Source organism: Silvanigrella sp., assembly GCF_044369315.1.
Taxonomy (GTDB): Bacteria; Bdellovibrionota_B; Oligoflexia; order Silvanigrellales; family Silvanigrellaceae; genus Silvanigrella.
The window spans coordinates 1-15,782 of record NZ_JBIPMD010000057.1 but is presented as its reverse complement, the minus strand read 5'-3'; the positions used below and the strand labels follow the sequence as shown (position 1 = coordinate 15,782).

Below are 15,782 nucleotides of genomic sequence, written 5' to 3'. Positions count from 1 at the left end.
TCAATAAGAAAAATATCTTTTTCTCCCGAATAAGCATTTTCAGTTAAAAGAAAAAACACAAAATATAAAATTAATTTAAATATATAATATTTATATAAATACATAAAAATTCCTTAAAATAAAAAATATTCTAAAAATAATTTTATGTTTTATATTAAATTGTAGCTAATTTATTTTCGCCAAAAAAATGGCTTAAGACTTAAATTTATGAGGAAATAATTTATTTAATAACATAGCACCAGCAAGAACTCCAAGCATTAATCCCAGAAAAAGTTCTTCATGCATTGCTTTATCAATAGTGAGTGTTGTAAATCCTAAGTTTAAGTCTTTTAATTTTAAGATCACATTTAAGCCTGCAATACCAACAAGAACAAATGCTGTTTTTTCGAGAATAGGAAATTTTTCAATGAGAGAAACAAAATATTGAGCTGCAACTCTCATAAGTAATACACCTAAAACAGCGCCCGTAATAAGGACCCATTTTACGTCGGAAATAGCTAAGGCAACCGCAATGGAGTCGACAGAAAACATAATATCCATAAGTTCTACCTGAAGAATTACCATAACAAATGTTCTTGTACTTACAAGTAAAGATGTCCCTAAAACCGCATTTGAAGAGTCAGATTCTTCAAATGCGCTCTTTTTATGGAAAAAGAGCTCATGAATAGCCAAATACACCAAATAAATACCAGCTAATGCCTTTACCCACTCATATTGCATTAACCAAACACCAATAAAAATAATTCCTACCCTAAAAATATAAGCACCCCAGAGTCCCCAAACTAATGCTCGTTTTCTTTGCAATGGGTCTTTTAATTTTTTCCGGACTAAAGCGGCTAAAGCAAGGGCGTTATCAAAACTCAATAAGCCTTCCAGTATAACTAGCTGTATAATAATAAGCAGATGCGTTGTATTTAATTCGCTCAATGGAATTTCCTTTCTTAAAAGAGAAAATCAACGAAAACATTTAATGATTTGAACTAAAACTTATGATAATGCAAGGATTGATAAATTATCATTTGAAATGACAATATAAAGTCTTTTTTTTGATAGTCCTAACGAAGGGAGCCCTTAAAAAGTGGAACTAAGTGAAAAATACATCTCAGAATTATTTTCAATAAAAGAAAGACTGAAAAAAAGTTTGCAAGCTTTCAAAAATGGAGAGCTTATTCTTGTCGGTGATGATGGCTTAAGAGAAAATGAGGTCGATCTTGTTTTTCATGCTAAGGGTTCTACTCCTCAAAATGTAAATTTTGCAATTACGCATGCAAAAGGATTGCTATGCGTTTCCTTAAGCCATGAAATTGCAAATCAACTTGGAATTAGCACGGCTCCAAATCTACCAGGCGGCATTTCTCACACAAACTTTACTTTAAGTGTCGATGCAAAACACGGAATAACAAGCGGAATTTCTGCTAAAGATCGTGCTCATACCATTTCACTTATGGCCGATCCCAAAGCTACAACTCAAGATTTTATTTCTCCAGGCCATGTCTTTCCATTACGCGCCATGAATGGTGGACTATTAGCAAGAGCAGGACACACAGAAGCTTTGTATGAGCTTTGTCGCATGACAAATTTACCTTATGCAGCTGCCATGTGTGAAGTTTTAGGAGAAAATGGAGAAGCGATAAATCCAAATTTATTTACTTCCGATCATAAATATCCTGTATTTAAAAATATTCCTTTTATTTCAACAGTTGATATTCTTTGGAATCGAATTTTATTTGAAAATTCAAATGAATCTGTTTTTGAAAAAAATGAAGAATTCATTCCATCAAATTTAAGAGAAAAACCAATTGCTGTTTACTTATTAATTCCAAAATTAGAAAAAAGCATTACGTTAACAACAATTATTACAATTTATAACCAGAACATAACCCCAGAAACCACGCGAATTTCTATTACAAACACAGCCCAAAGCTGGGACAACTCTGTTTCTTTATCAAATTGCAGCGTATCTATTTCTATGTTCAGTACTGGAAATTGTTTAGAAAAGACCCCAACCTGCATAAATGATTTTTGTGACATGAGTGCTAAAGAAGGTCTAAATAATACAAAAACTTCTGTAAAAAGAGTGTTGAGTTTATTAAGAAGCTTTCAGTTTTTAACCGAATTAACTAAAGATAAATTTAATTTAGCTCAAAATATAAATAAATTAAATTTTATTGTTCAAGAAGATAAATACTTTTTAGCTGCCTTATTAAAATGCAATGAAAACCATTCATAGCCAATATTCGTTTGTCTAAAATATTATTGGCTTAAAATTATAGGATATCAAAAATGAATATCAAAAAATCGATAATAGCTTTAATAAGTTCTTTAACTTGTTTTTCGTGCTATTCTTCGGAAAATAAAATAACTTCGGAAAGCAAAAACACAAATAAAACTCCAAAAAATATATTAATACTCATGGCTATGCAAGAGGAAGCAAATCCTTTCATAGAGAAATTAAACTTAAAAAAAGAAGAAAAATTAAGTCTTTTATATCGAAATAAATATTATTCAGGAAATATAAATGGAAACCATGTTTATTTATTGCTGAATGGAAAAAAAGGAAACACAGATTATGTTGGTTCCGAAGCAACTGTAATTAGTTTAGTTTTAGGAATTGAAAAATTTAAACCAGATATTCTTATAAACGTTGGAACTGCAGGTGCCTTAACAAAAAGTGGAATAAAAATTGGTGATATTTTAAATATTTCTGAAAGCTATTATTTGGATCGCAATATCCCCATTCCAGATTATAAAATTTATTCAGAAGGTCATTTTAAAGCAAATTTGTTAGATAACAAAACAGAAAAACATAAAATCTGCTCCTCATTATCTTTTGTAACAAAAGAGAATATAAATAACAAAATGGAGTCTTTAGGATGTGAAGTATTTGATATGGAAGCGGCTTCTTTTTCATTTATTTCTTCAGAAGCAAATAAAAAGTTTTATATTATAAAAGGGGTCACAGATTATGTTGATGGAGAATTTAATGCCGTTGCATTTCAAAATAATTTTAAAATAGTAATTAACAAACTTGCAGAATACGTAAAAAATAAATTAGAAAATATCGATTTAAATTAAGATTCTGCAAACAAAGCATTTACAAATTCATGTGCTTCAAATACTTCAAGATCTTCAACAGACTCACCAACACCAACATATCGAATTGGCAAACCAAGTTCGGAAGCAATCGCAATTGCTATGCCACCTTTAGCGGTTCCATCTAATTTTGTTAAAACAAGTCCTGTTATATTAACAACTTCTAAAAATACTTTTGCTTGCTGAAGAGCATTTTGACCTGTAGTAGCATCGAGCACTAACAAAACTTCATGTGGGGCATCGGGGTTTTCTTTTGAGATCACACGTCCAATTTTAGCTAATTCTTGCATAAGATCTTGACGATTTTGCAATCTTCCTGCGGTATCAATTAAACAAACACTGGAGCTATTTTCTGATGCTTTTTTAACCGTTTCAAAAGCAACGGAAGCGGGGTCAGATCCCTCTTTTAGACGAATCATTTCTGCATTGGATCGTTGCGCCCATATAGCAAGCTGTTCTACAGCAGCGGCTCTGAAAGTATCTGCAGCGCCAATAACAACTTTTTGTCCCCGAAGATGGGCTTTATAAGCAAGTTTTCCTGTTGTTGTTGTTTTTCCAACTCCATTTACACCAACCATAAGAACAACATGTGGCAATTTTTTATCCGAAAGACTTTGTAACGGATTTTCAAGAATCCCGTTTGGATTTTCTTTTGTAGCCGTTAAAATTGTAAAAATTTCTTCTCTTAAAATATTTTTAAATATTTTTGCATCGGAATAATCTTCCGTATTCATGCGCGCTTTAACTTTATCAACCAAATATTCAGAAGTACGAACTCCTACATCGGCTTGAACTAATAATTCAAAAAGGGTTTCAAGCGTTTCCGCACGACTCGCCTTATCTTTTTTAGAAATAAAAAACTCATCCAAACCCGTAATAATTTGGCTGTGAGTTTTTCTCAATCCCCCCTTTAATCTATCAAACCAATTGTGAGTCGGTTGCGATTCTTTTAAAGAAACTTCTTTAGGAACATCTTTAATTGTGGGTGGTGATTTTTTATGCGTTTTATTTTCTAATAACTGCTCTTGTGCTTTTCGTTCCGTTAAATCGATTAAAGATTCGCGGAGAGATTCTTTTTCTTTTGGAAGGGAATCCGTTTGACTTTTCTTTTTTCTATTATAAAAAATATTAATAATAATAAGAACTATTATAGCCGAAACAACAACGCCGGCAGCAATCATAAATTGATCGCTTGTTAAGTTATTCATTCTTTATTTCCTATTATACCAAAAATATTCTACTAAATTTCCAAATGGATCGCGAAAATAAAATGCTCTTCCATCGGATCTGTTATGGGGCTCACGAACAATTTCAAGTTGAAAACTTTTTATTCTCTCAAAAAATAAATCAACAAGCTCTGGAGTTTCTGATTGAAAACCATAATGATCAAGAATTTGTTTTCCAAATTCTCCATTTTGTCTCGATTTATCTACGGCATCTTTTGATAATTTTGCAACAAGTACAGAAGAGTCTAACTCAACCATAATTTGCTCGCCCTTGTACATAAAAAAGCTTGCCCCGAGAACTTCTCCAAAAAACCATTTTCCTTTATCAAGATCATCGATAACAATTGCTAAATGACCTATATTTTTTACCCAAGGGCTCAAGCTAGACATACGATTATATCCATTTATGATTTTGAATAATTGAGTTTACAACTCCTAAAAATCTTGAATTTTCGTCTGTAATAGGAGCTTTTGAAAGATCAAGAATAATCATTTTAGCTTTAGTACTATTAATTGCTTGTTCTTCAAGACATTCCAATGCAGCCATACGCACATTGTCATCACGGCTAGATAAAAATTCTGTTACTTTATCAACAATAGCATCGTTTGCTTCTTTTACGTCTTTCAATGCTAATAAAATTTCTTCATTTCTTTCTAATGAAGATTCATCAAATTCTGCTACATGAGTAGATAAATTACTCAATAATAAATGAACGTAATCTTCATGAGAATAAATTTTTTCTGCAATTTTAATAGGCCAAGAAATTTTTCTTTCTTTTGCAAGAACAGCAGAGATATAAGGCTTTGCTTTATCACCAAAAGCAACAATTAATTTGAGACATTGCTCTTTTTCTTTATTGTCTTGAAGTCCAGAATCTACGGCTATTTCAAATCTTTTTAATAGCTGAGGAACGGATTGTTCTGCAGTTAATCCTTGCAAAGATTCAATTGCTTCAAGCCTCTGCTCTTTTGTTGTCATTATTTTTTTCAATACATCGCCATATTTATCATATGATTTTGCATTTGATGAAAAAAGTTTATTAAAAATACTCACTTTCAACCCCTTAACGATAATACTTTGAAGTATACAAAACCATGACTAAACCAACAATACAAAAGAGAATTCCAATTATAATTCCTGCATCTAAATAGCTTAAAGGAATTTGGGAGGCACTGTGTACTTTAACAATTTGAGTAGTCATGGGTCTTTCCTTAATACGCCAAAAAATGGCACGGTTATTTCTTTGTAATCGGGATCATTGGTTTTTACAACAAAAAATCCAGAAACATTAACCCCTGGAGATGCTTGAGAATCGATATTTAAACTATTTAATTTTTTAGGAAAATTTAATTTAAATGTAACCAAATAAGAGGTTACACTGCCATCGGAAGCCGCTTGAGATAATATCATTTTATCTTTTTTAACATCAAATAATTCAGAATCTTTAATATTTTTTAATTCGGGTAATTTTTTAAGATCAACTTTAACCCCAGTTATGGCAAAACCCTTATCCATTGATTTAAAAGTTATCACTCTTTCAGATGGCCTGGAACCATTTACAACACCAAATTCAACATATTTTGCAGAAGCCTGGACGTGACCAACAGATTCTCCAATAACGGGAATTTCAAAATTTTTATAAAAAGTTGAATTATTCCAGACTTTGATCTTTGCGTTAATAGAGCCAATAGGTAACGATTTTTCATCAAATTCAACAGATATTTGAGGAGGCTGCCCTTCAATTGTAGGAATTAATTTGGCTTTTAAATAAGGGACATTTGATTCTACTGCAATTATTTTTAAGGCATCGGAATTTGATAATATATTATCTTTATAAGAATCGGCTACTTTTGAAGATGAAATTTCTTTAGTTACAAAATCATTTACATCGGGCTTATCAGTTACTTTAGCTCTTCCTATTAAATTCATATTAATAGTGAATGTTTTTTTTATTTCTCCCTGAATTTTTCCAACATAAAGCAATGCGGGATTTGAGCTAATTTCTTGTAAAACATTTGAAGTTGTTGTTAAGGTAACAGTAGGAGATGACGAACCCATATTTGTTTCTAAAGTAATTGTTCTAATAATATTTCCTGAAAAGTCTTGCGAATTAAATTCAACACTAACAATTCCGCTTTCATTTGGTTTAAAAACATTTTTAGATGTTTTTCCATCATCTGAATATATTTTTGTATTAATACAACCGCATGCAGCATGAATATTACTAAAAACTAAGGTACCATTTCCTGTATTTTGAAATTTATATAAGTGCGTTAATCTTTGGCCTCTATAAATATCTCCAAAATCATAACGTGTTGAGTCAAATTCAACTCTTGGTATTTGTCCTTGCATATTAATATCTGTCGTATTTTCAGCAAACACAAAAAAAGTTGTTTTTATCAAGCAGAGAAATAACAAAATCATAAAGCGATTTCGTTTTAAAATTCGTGAAAAGCACATGTTGTGATCCCCATTCCCACATGTTATCATTTAACCCGCAGTTGGTATAAACTTTTTTATTCCTTAAGTCCAAACCTAATAGGTCAAGATAAATACATGGTAACAATGAAATCAAGAATTCTAAAGTATATTGGGTTTATTTTAAGTGGGATTCTCGTTTCAATGGGATTTCCCGGCTATCAATTTCCAACCCTTGGATATGGAATTGTTCTTCCTTTTTCACTTATTCCTTTATTTATTGCAATAGAAACTTTGCCAAAAATTCATGCAATACAATCTAATTTAAAGGAACATTATACCTCGTTTTCACCAAATCAAAGAGCATTCCAAAGTTTTATTGCTTTTTGGATTTTTGGTTTTGTCATTCAAATTTTTGCATTTTTCTGGATATCAAAGCCCATCATATATTTTAGCTCTCTCAAACCATATATAGCTTATCCTTTGTATGCTGGAATCAGTCTTTTAACTTCACTTTATTTTCCATTTATTTTTTCTCCCCTTATTTTTAAAACCTGGTACTCAACAAGACATCCAAATAAAAAATTCCCTTTAGCTGCATTAGCAATGTGTGTTGTTCTTCTTGAAATAATCGCACCTCGTTTTTTTAATTGGACTTTTGGAAGCTTAATGCATTCTGAAATTTATATAAGTCAAATTGCAAGTATATTTGGATTTAATATCATATCCTTTTTTATCATTTTTACGAGTTTATCATTGGCAAAATCCATTGTTGAGTTTTCAAAAAATAAGGGGTCGCTGCTTGTCACAATTTTAATTAATTTATTTTTGTGGGGAATTATCTTTTCATTTGGTTATTACAGACTTCAATTTGCAGACACTTTAATTCAAAATTCAAAAACAACACGTGTTGCCTATGTGCAACCTAATTTTACTTTTAATTCTATTGCTTCTATGGCATTACCTTCACAAGATTCACAAAGACAAAATTTACCTCGCCTCATTGAAATGAGTTATGATGCCATTCACAAAGCATTAAAAGCAGATGGAAGAAAACCAGACCTTCTTGTTTGGCCAGAAAGTGCGACGCAAAGCTTTTTTATGTTAGACGAACATGATTTAAAAACCGTAAAATCACTTACAGCTGCAACTCAAGTTCCCATTCTTATCCAAGCAACAAAATGGAATTTGAGTGATATTCAATCAATGGGCATTGAAAAAGCTCCTGTATGGTCAGCTTCTTTTTTAATTCGTCCCGATGGCTCAAAAAGCAAAGATTATGAAAAATGGATTCCCATGCCTTTTGGTGAAAGCTTTCCACTGGAATCTTATTTTCCTATTTTAGGAGAAACCTATCGTAAGGTATTTGAAAATGCGAGCAAACTTGAAATTGGAAAAAGTTACGAAGCACTTGCCTATACTAAAAAAGAATTTGTAGCACCTTTAATTTGTTTCGACTCTATTAATCCAGAATTACCAAGACTCGAAGCGACAAAAGGCAAAGCAAGTATTTTTGTGAATCAAGCAAACTTTGTTTGGATGGTGAATAGCAATGCTGGCCTTGAATTTAGTATTTTAAATCAGTTTAGAACGATTGAAAATTCCCGTGGTCTTGTTATGGTATCAAATACAGGGCCTACTATGGCTTTTGATCCATATGGCAGAATAATAATACAGCCAACAAAGTTATTAACTCAATCAACCGGATATATTGATGTTCCATTATCTAATGAAACAACAATTTATTCTATGTTTTCTAATTGGCCTATGATTATTTTAGGTTTATTATCAACATTATGGTTATTTATTTCTATGAAAAAAAACACGAATGAATATAAACGATAATTCTTCAAATGGACTTCTTGCAGAAAAATTAAGGCCAACATTAAAGGAACAAAATTTTTTATTGGGATCTGCAAAAAAAATTTGGGATAGAGATCTCAATCAATGGAGAAATTCACATAAATTTCATTTGATTTTATGGGGTCCCCCAGGGTCTGGAAAAACAACACTTGCAAAACTTTTAGGTGAAGCGAGCGGTCTCCCTTTTATTTCATTATCTGCTGTAAGAGATGGTGTTAAAGAAATTCGTGCTGCTGTTGCCGGAAATATGTTAACGCCAATCGTTTTTATAGACGAAATACATCGCCTCAGCCGCTCTCAACAAGATAGTTTGTTACCTATATTAGAATTTTCTGAAGCCTGGGTGATTGGAGCAACCACCGAGTCCCCTACAACAGCTTTAAGTGCGCCGATATTAAGTAGAATCCGTTGTATTTATGTTTCACCTCTAAAAGAAAATGAAATTTTTGAAGGGCTCATTCACGGTTTTTCTTTTCTTAAAAATTTAGAAAAAAATATTTTAGCAAACAAAGATCTAGATTATTTAAAATATATTGAAGATGAATGTCTTCCAAAAATTGCAAAAATGAGCGGAGGTGACCTTCGTTTTTCTTTAAATCTTCTTGAGAACATTATTCATTGTAAAAATAAAGAAGAAGAAAATGATGTTTTTAGCAACTCATTAAAATCATTTTCAGATAAAAATCATTATGATTATATTAGCGCTATGATTAAAAGCATGAGAGGAAGTGACCCCGATGCTGCTTTATTTTATGCAATCACATCTTTAGATAAAGGGGAAGATCCTTTATTTATTATAAGAAGATGTATCATTTTTGCTAGTGAAGATATTGGAAATGCGGATCCTCAAGCTCTCATTCTAGCAACTAGCGCCTATAAAGCAATTGAATATGTAGGCATGCCAGAAGGAAGAATACCTTTAGCACAATGTGTTACTTATTTAGCAAGCACACATAAAAGTAACAAAGCTTATAAAGCCATTGATAAAGTTCGCAATTGGCGGATGCACGCAGAAGAAAATGGTCTTTCTATTCAACCCCCTATTGAATTAACAATCAAAGGAAAAGATAAGTATAAATATCCACATAATTATGAAAATTCATTTGTTATATTTGATTATTTACCTGAATCTATTTCAAATTTAAAAAAGAAAGAAAAAGCGGCTGCTTATTTACCAACAGATTATGGGATAGAAAGTAGATTTAAATTAAGATTATCAGAATTATGGAGAAAAATAATAAAGTAACAATTAAGCTGCGGGTTCATTTTTTGTATCATTATTTTTTTTATCATAATCAGTAGCTTTTCCTCTTGGTACATAACTAACAGTATCAATATAACTCAAAATCAAACGAACAAAATGCCTTCTTGCTCGAATTACACTTTTTGATTTAGAAATATCAAAATTAAAAAGAGGCTCGCGTGTTGTTTTTGAATAAACAATCAAGTGAAGATAATCTTCATTTAAATTTGTATCATATTCAATAACGACAGATCCCATTTGATCCCAAGAATAAACAATCTTTTTTAATCCGTAAAAAACATGAATCCCTGTTAATCCAACTAATATTTTTTTGATACCTTGCATATTTAAAATAAGCAAAAGAACCCAAGGAATAACAACTAAAGTTAAAAATGAAATCAACAAACCAGAAGTTATGGGAGCAGAAGAGTTATCAAAAAAGCTTGGACTTGTAATTAAAAAAAGGAAACACCCCATGAGCCCAATTAATGAAATAAACATTTGCAGCGGAGAAAATTGAAAATACCACCTTCCTTCTGGGGTCAGGCGGCTATAAATGAGAGACTCTCTATCTTCATCTATTCTTTTGTCTAATTCTGCATAGGGTTCTTCTTCAGAAGAGGATAATTTACCCAAAGCATGCAAAAGAGCTAAGGACTCATCAAATCGACCCCAAGAATCGAACACATGGGCTTTAATTTTTAAAGCTTCGGTATTCCTAGGGGAGAGGGAAAGAAGATTTTCAACAATTTCCAGCGCCCCAGCTGAATCCCCTTGCTCTAATAATAATTTTGCTTCTTTTAAATGTTTCATAATTTTAAAGGTCGGAACTAAAAAAATAAAACTTGAGAAGAGCGACAAAAAAAAGCGGGCAAATGTAGATTTGCCCGCTTTTTTTATTCAAACACAAATTAATTTTGAGCAACAACCCAAATATTAAATTGAGCAGAAACTTCAGGGTGAAGTTTCACAGAACCTTTATAAACACCAACAAGCTTAATTTCATCAATAATAGTGATCATACGACGATCAATATCATGACCAGCTGCACGGAAAGCATCCGCAAGCTCTTGAGTTGTTACAGTTCCAAAGATTTTATCTTCTTCACCAACAGGTTTTTGGATTGTTAGAGAAAGAGCGCTAATTGTATTAGCTAACTCTTGTGCTATAGCAAGATCTTTTTGCTTTTTCGCTTCAGCTTGACGGCGTTGGTGTTCAAGAAGTTTTTTATTTCTTTCATCAGCCAAAACTGCTAATTCACGAGGAAAAAGATAATTTCTTGCGTATCCAGACTTCACTTTAACAAGGTCGCCAATGTGACCTAAGTTTGGTACATTTGCTTGCAAAAGTACGAGCATATTTATTACCCTCTTAAATATAATTAACAAAATTCATTTAATAAGCACGAAAAAAAATTAAACTTTTTTTCCACGCCAATCATACACATAATCTAATAGTCCAATAGCACCACACAAAGCAATTATGCTATAAGGGGCATTGGTGTACTTACTCAAATACAAAACAAGAATCATCAAAGCTAAACCAACAAACATTGGCAATCTTTTGTATATGGTAAACATGCCTTGCAAAGCAACGATAGCTATCATTATAAATGATAGAACACTTGCAATTGCGATAAGCGGAGCAAAAGAAGCATCTTTTAACAAAGTCAGGATAGATTCATGATTTCCATACCAGAAAGCAATTCCGCCGACAACTGCGATGGCAGAAAGAGCTAATGGCAATGGCAAAGCAAAATCTCTCAAACCCCAAGGACTTTTACCTTCAAATTTAAAAGAATAACCTTGCCAATGAATCTGATTCTTTGACCTCAAAGGCTTCCATAAAAACGATAAAAAGTTCGATTTATTGTTTTCGGAATGATTTTGAGTGCTTGTATGCTGAGTTATCAAAATTGGAGTTTGCAAACGGTTTGCACGAACCATTGGCAATGCTAATAAAGAATTTAACAATTGCCCTGGGAAAGATGAAGAATTTCTTCTAACATAATTCACAATGGCTCTTAAACGCTCAATCTGCTCAAAACCAAAATCAACGAATACAACATTAGCAAAACAAATAAGCAAAACAACCAAAAAAGTTAAAGATCCGGCTCCATATACTAAAAAAGCTAATCTTTGCCATGGAGTATAATTTATAAGCTCCTGAAATTCTTTCGTTTGGCCAGAATCTTCAAGGGCAGTTAAAATTTTCGAATAATTATCTGATAAGACTTGTTTTGAATTTCCATCAATCATTGTTTTTTCAGAGCTTTTGTTAAGAGCTTCATCCCCTTTTTTCTCTGAAAGAGAAGAATTAGGAGGAGTCACTTGCGAAACAAGAGCTTGGTTTTGTTGAATATTATTTTTAAATTCATCAAATTGTGCTTTATTTAATCCGAAAGTAAATATTCCAAAAATAAGCAAAGCAGGAATAAAATGAATAATAGCAGCAAGTATCCAAGAACGTTTTTTTTCTCGAAGGGCAATTGCTGACATAAAAAAAGGAATCGCAATTAAAACAAATACTCCTGTAATAACAAAAGCATAACTTCCAAAAAGATTTCCAAGTAATATAAAACCAAATGAAACAGCAAGCATAAGATAAAAAGCTACTCTTTTTCCTAATATTGCTGCAACCTGAGAAACATTAAATATAGCAAGCGGAATTAACATAACGGTAAAACTAATAGCCACAAATAAACCAGAAAATAACAATGCAGGCGTAAATTTCTTTACAGGCTGGTTATTTCCTTTTAATGGGTTTGAGCCTTGTGAATTATTTAATTTTTGAGTCATGAAAACCTCAGTTTGTAACTCATATTCATTAAGATTTACTTAAAAAAGCTACCTTAAAAAATATTAATTATTCGTCGTCACGACCTCTGCGAGCACCGAGAGATTCGGACTCTGCTTTTTCACGAGCGGCTTCTGCTGCTCTTTGAGCTGCTGCTTCTGCTTGTTTTTGAAGTTCTAAACGGCGATCATCAACATTTACGTTGTCTGCAAGTTTAATAACCATAGAGCGAAGAACATTTTCTTCTAGTTTTAAAACGCGCTCTAGTTCATGAACATTAGCTTGATTTGTAGCAATGTCGTAAACAAAATAGTTACCGCGATTTTGCTTATTGATTGGATAAGCAAGGCGACGGACGCCCCAAGTTTCTTTTTTGACGACTTGTCCGCCATCTGTTCCGATGATAGTCTCCCATTTAGAAACCATCTTGGATAGTTCAGGTTCAGGTAAGTCAGCCTTAGCAATAATCATTGCTTCGTATTCACGCATAGAATTCTCCTTATGGATCGCGCAACTAAAACTTGAGCCCCAGACATGAGGAGCAAGGAGTTTGGTCGAAGTATGTCCCCTAACTTTATTTCTTACTTTTTTCAAGTCTAATTTAAAAAGACTGATCTGTTTTACTACAGGTGTAATAAGTTTTTTTTTAATAAGACCTGAAGCTTATCCTTATGAAAGGGAAATCACATTATTTCCCTCTTCTGACATACAACTATTTGAAAACAATACAGAAACCAAACTCATCCGGATTGGTCTTACCGAATCCATTTTTAACGCCAAGATATTGCCCTGTTTATTCATAGCCAATCAAATTCCTCTGCTCTATTCCGTTTTCCAATTAGGATTTCATTGTGCTTTTAAAGTATCAGAAAGAAACAACCTAAATATTTCTCTAGTACCTGAAGTAGCTTATAGGAATAGCAATGGTGTCGGACAAAAAAAATACGCTTTTGGTCTAGGATTTGCAGATACTTACGAACTTAATAGTGAGAAAAGAGATTGGCTTGCATCCTTAAGTTTAAACTATAAATTTTGGGATAACCAAGGAATTAATTCAACATATAATTTAAGTCCTAATCAACTTATTCAAATTTGGGGGGATGTTTTTGACTCTAATTTAACAGTAGGAATGATTCATAATCATATTGAATCTGAGACATCAAATAAAACAAAATCATCTTTATTTATTTATTATTTACAAAGTATTCCTTTAGAATGGAGACAAATAGGAGGCGCAAGAAATACCGCTTCTGTAGAATACAACGCTCTTGGAGTTAAATTTAGAAAAGAATTTGCGAACACATTTATATTTGGACTTGGAATTGCCTACTGGAGTTTGACATTTGATGGTATCAGAATATCAGGCCCTCTTCCCGATGCTTATTTTGGTATTGATTTTTAAAGCATTGGAATATTTTTATGATAAAATTAAATATTTTAATTATATTTTCTATTCTTTTTTTGAATTCATGCCAAATAGAATTAGCAAAGTCTCTCTTTAATTCAAGTAATTCTTCAAATGCTTTATTTTTTTCTCCTGACTCCGTAGGAGGATTTGGTACCTTAACAGGAAATTTACAAGTTGGATTTAGTTCAAGAACAATATATCCAACAGACCCCGTAAGTTTAACTGGTTTTGGCTCACCTTTAAGAAGATTAATTCCTCCAAACCTAGTAAATATTGGAAATGGCCCTTCTTACTGCAAACCTTATTTAAATATTGATAAACAGCCAAGAGTGAAAACATTATTATTCAAAGGTCAAAACAATAATTCAGATGCTTATTATTTAATAATTGATTTAGATATTGTTGCTATTCCAATAGATTTGAATTTAAAATTATTAACATTACTAAATAAATACTTTCCAAATAAAAACTTTTCGCATGCAAATGTTCAATTTATAGCGACACATACTCATTCTGGGCCGGCCGGATTAGCTGAAAATCCGTTTTGGGCAATTGCAGTTTGCGATCGATTTAATTCAAGTATTTACAATATTGTAACAGATCAAATCATTAAATCTGTAACAGAATCTATAAATAATTTAAATAATATTCAATCCATTGATCTTGGAGAATCTATTATATCAAGTTATAATTTCAGCCGATTTCCAGGAATGCCCGTTGATCAAAATTCATTATATTTAAATTTTAAGGATATTAATTCAAATTCTATGGGATGTTTTCAGATTTTTAGTGGGCATCCTACCTGGTATGGAGCAGAAGATTTAACATTTAGTGCTGACTTTGCTGGCTACATTGAAACTTCTTTACAAAGTAAAATAGGAGCTAATACTTGTATTTTTTTTAATGCAACTGTCGGAAATGCAACTGTAGTTGCTCCTCCTGATAAAAATATTTTCATTAATAACTTTACAAATGTGGTCTTATCAAGTGCTGTAAATCAATCAGCGCCTACTTCTCTTAGCTATGGAACTATTTTTATTACTTTACCCGGTTTTCAAATAAATTATTCTGGCTGTGGAATTGACCTAGGATGGATTCCTCAAAATTTTTTTGAAAGTGTTGTCTCACTCAAATCATCAGATATTACCAATAATATAACTAAAATATCATGGTTTTCTTATGGTGGCATTTATTTTTTCATGTTTCCTGGTGAACCTCTTTACGACACAAAAATGGCTTTAAAAGATTTACTTGCTCAGAATTTTCCAAATATTGGAAAATTCTATGTATTATCTACTGCAAATGACTATGTTGGTTATTTGATGACAAGTGGAAATTATAGTACACAGAACATGGGCACTTGCTCAACTATGCATGGACCAAATGCAGCTTCCACAATTCTTAATGGATTTATAAATGGTTTACATCAATCAGGGTTATAAAACTTTCTTATTATATCTTACCTATTATAAAATTTTCCAAAAATGATATATTATTTAAAGGATTTGTATGACTATTATTTCAATTGTTATTCCTTGTTATAATGAAGAAGAAGTCATTATAGAAACGAATAAAAGGTTAACCAACGAACTAAACAAATTAGCAAATAAAAAAAATTTAAAATATGAAATAATATATATGCCAGTTAAGAGTTGAGAATGTGTTTTTAGAAAAAGAATATGTACTTAAAAAGGCATGCAGAAAATCTTCCGAAAACATGGACAAGCAAGCCCT

General features: G+C 31.9%; 17 protein-coding genes. 7 read left to right on the top strand and 10 right to left on the bottom strand.

What is annotated here, in order from left to right:
- Nucleotides 1-192 precede the first annotated feature (192 nt).
- Nucleotides 193-927 (bottom strand): TerC family protein, encoded by a 735-nt coding sequence (locus ACIQ56_RS06845; protein WP_397600322.1) that lies wholly within the window; start codon nt 925-927, stop codon nt 193-195.
- Nucleotides 928-1,078: 151 nt separating this feature from the next.
- Here ACIQ56_RS06845 and ACIQ56_RS06840 point away from each other — a divergent pair, with 151 nt between their 5' ends.
- Both ACIQ56_RS06840 and ACIQ56_RS06835 read left to right on the top strand, forming a co-directional pair.
- Nucleotides 1,079-2,230, top strand: coding sequence for a 3,4-dihydroxy-2-butanone-4-phosphate synthase (locus ACIQ56_RS06840; RefSeq protein WP_397600321.1), 1,152 nt, complete (start codon nt 1,079-1,081; stop codon nt 2,228-2,230).
- A 53-nt stretch (nt 2,231-2,283) separates the two neighbouring features.
- Nucleotides 2,284-3,075, top strand: a complete 792-nt coding sequence (locus ACIQ56_RS06835) for a hypothetical protein (RefSeq protein ID WP_397600320.1) — start codon at nt 2,284-2,286, stop codon at nt 3,073-3,075.
- Here ACIQ56_RS06835 and ftsY read toward each other — a convergent pair.
- From ftsY to ACIQ56_RS06810, 5 genes are read right to left on the bottom strand one after another with little or no spacing between them, the layout of a single operon-like run.
- Nucleotides 3,072-4,301 (bottom strand): signal recognition particle-docking protein FtsY, encoded by a 1,230-nt coding sequence (gene ftsY, locus ACIQ56_RS06830; RefSeq protein WP_397600319.1) that lies wholly within the window; start codon nt 4,299-4,301, stop codon nt 3,072-3,074. The genes ACIQ56_RS06835 and ftsY overlap by 4 nt on opposite strands.
- A 3-nt stretch (nt 4,302-4,304) precedes the next feature.
- Nucleotides 4,305-4,709 (bottom strand): VOC family protein, encoded by a 405-nt coding sequence (locus ACIQ56_RS06825; protein ID WP_397600318.1) that lies wholly within the window; start codon nt 4,707-4,709, stop codon nt 4,305-4,307.
- A 4-nt stretch (nt 4,710-4,713) separates the two neighbouring features.
- A complete protein-coding gene (locus ACIQ56_RS06820; RefSeq protein WP_397600317.1) occupies nt 4,714-5,373 on the bottom strand; it encodes a hypothetical protein in 660 nt (219 codons plus the stop codon).
- Nucleotides 5,374-5,383: 10 nt separating this feature from the next.
- Nucleotides 5,384-5,521, bottom strand: coding sequence for a hypothetical protein (locus ACIQ56_RS06815; protein ID WP_397600316.1), 138 nt, complete (start codon nt 5,519-5,521; stop codon nt 5,384-5,386).
- Nucleotides 5,518-6,780 carry a DUF1573 domain-containing protein gene (locus tag ACIQ56_RS06810; RefSeq protein ID WP_397600315.1) on the bottom strand — a complete coding sequence of 421 codons (1,263 nt, stop codon included), beginning with the start codon at nt 6,778-6,780 and terminating at the stop codon, nt 5,518-5,520. The genes ACIQ56_RS06815 and ACIQ56_RS06810 overlap by 4 nt, the downstream gene beginning before the upstream one ends.
- A 96-nt stretch (nt 6,781-6,876) precedes the next feature.
- Here ACIQ56_RS06810 and lnt point away from each other — a divergent pair, with 96 nt between their 5' ends.
- Both lnt and ACIQ56_RS06800 read left to right on the top strand, forming a co-directional pair.
- The gene (lnt, locus tag ACIQ56_RS06805; RefSeq protein ID WP_397600314.1) at nt 6,877-8,583 is read left to right on the top strand and encodes an apolipoprotein N-acyltransferase; all 1,707 of its coding nucleotides are present in this window, start codon (nt 6,877-6,879) and stop codon (nt 8,581-8,583) included.
- Nucleotides 8,567-9,847: an AAA family ATPase gene (locus ACIQ56_RS06800; protein WP_397600313.1), complete on the top strand. Its 1,281-nt coding sequence runs from the start codon at nt 8,567-8,569 to the stop codon at nt 9,845-9,847. Before lnt ends, ACIQ56_RS06800 begins: the two co-directional genes overlap by 17 nt.
- 3 nt (nt 9,848-9,850) lie before the next feature.
- On the opposite strand, the gene ACIQ56_RS06795 is transcribed toward ACIQ56_RS06800, so the two are convergent.
- The 4 genes from ACIQ56_RS06795 to rpsF all read right to left on the bottom strand — a co-directional run bounded on the left by ACIQ56_RS06795 (nt 9,851) and on the right by rpsF (nt 13,129).
- The gene (locus tag ACIQ56_RS06795; RefSeq protein WP_397600312.1) at nt 9,851-10,657 is read right to left on the bottom strand and encodes a hypothetical protein; all 807 of its coding nucleotides are present in this window, start codon (nt 10,655-10,657) and stop codon (nt 9,851-9,853) included.
- A gap of 98 nt (nt 10,658-10,755) precedes the next feature.
- Nucleotides 10,756-11,202 (bottom strand): 50S ribosomal protein L9, encoded by a 447-nt coding sequence (gene rplI / locus ACIQ56_RS06790; RefSeq protein ID WP_397600311.1) that lies wholly within the window; start codon nt 11,200-11,202, stop codon nt 10,756-10,758.
- A 57-nt stretch (nt 11,203-11,259) separates the two neighbouring features.
- Nucleotides 11,260-12,642, bottom strand: a complete 1,383-nt coding sequence (locus ACIQ56_RS06785; RefSeq protein WP_397600310.1) for a hypothetical protein — start codon at nt 12,640-12,642, stop codon at nt 11,260-11,262.
- Nucleotides 12,643-12,709: 67 nt separating this feature from the next.
- Nucleotides 12,710-13,129 (bottom strand): 30S ribosomal protein S6, encoded by a 420-nt coding sequence (gene rpsF / locus ACIQ56_RS06780; RefSeq protein ID WP_397600309.1) that lies wholly within the window; start codon nt 13,127-13,129, stop codon nt 12,710-12,712.
- Between the two features lie 61 nt (nt 13,130-13,190).
- Here rpsF and ACIQ56_RS06775 point away from each other — a divergent pair, with 61 nt between their 5' ends.
- The 3 genes from ACIQ56_RS06775 (at nt 13,191) to ACIQ56_RS06765 (ending at nt 15,704) form a co-directional block, all read left to right on the top strand.
- Nucleotides 13,191-14,042 (top strand): hypothetical protein, encoded by an 852-nt coding sequence (locus tag ACIQ56_RS06775; RefSeq protein WP_397600308.1) that lies wholly within the window; start codon nt 13,191-13,193, stop codon nt 14,040-14,042.
- A 17-nt stretch (nt 14,043-14,059) separates the two neighbouring features.
- Nucleotides 14,060-15,490 carry a neutral/alkaline non-lysosomal ceramidase N-terminal domain-containing protein gene (locus ACIQ56_RS06770; RefSeq protein WP_397600307.1) on the top strand — a complete coding sequence of 477 codons (1,431 nt, stop codon included), beginning with the start codon at nt 14,060-14,062 and terminating at the stop codon, nt 15,488-15,490.
- Between the two features lie 67 nt (nt 15,491-15,557).
- Nucleotides 15,558-15,704: a hypothetical protein gene (locus ACIQ56_RS06765; protein ID WP_397600306.1), complete on the top strand. Its 147-nt coding sequence runs from the start codon at nt 15,558-15,560 to the stop codon at nt 15,702-15,704.
- The last annotated feature ends 78 nt before the right edge of the window (nt 15,705-15,782 follow it).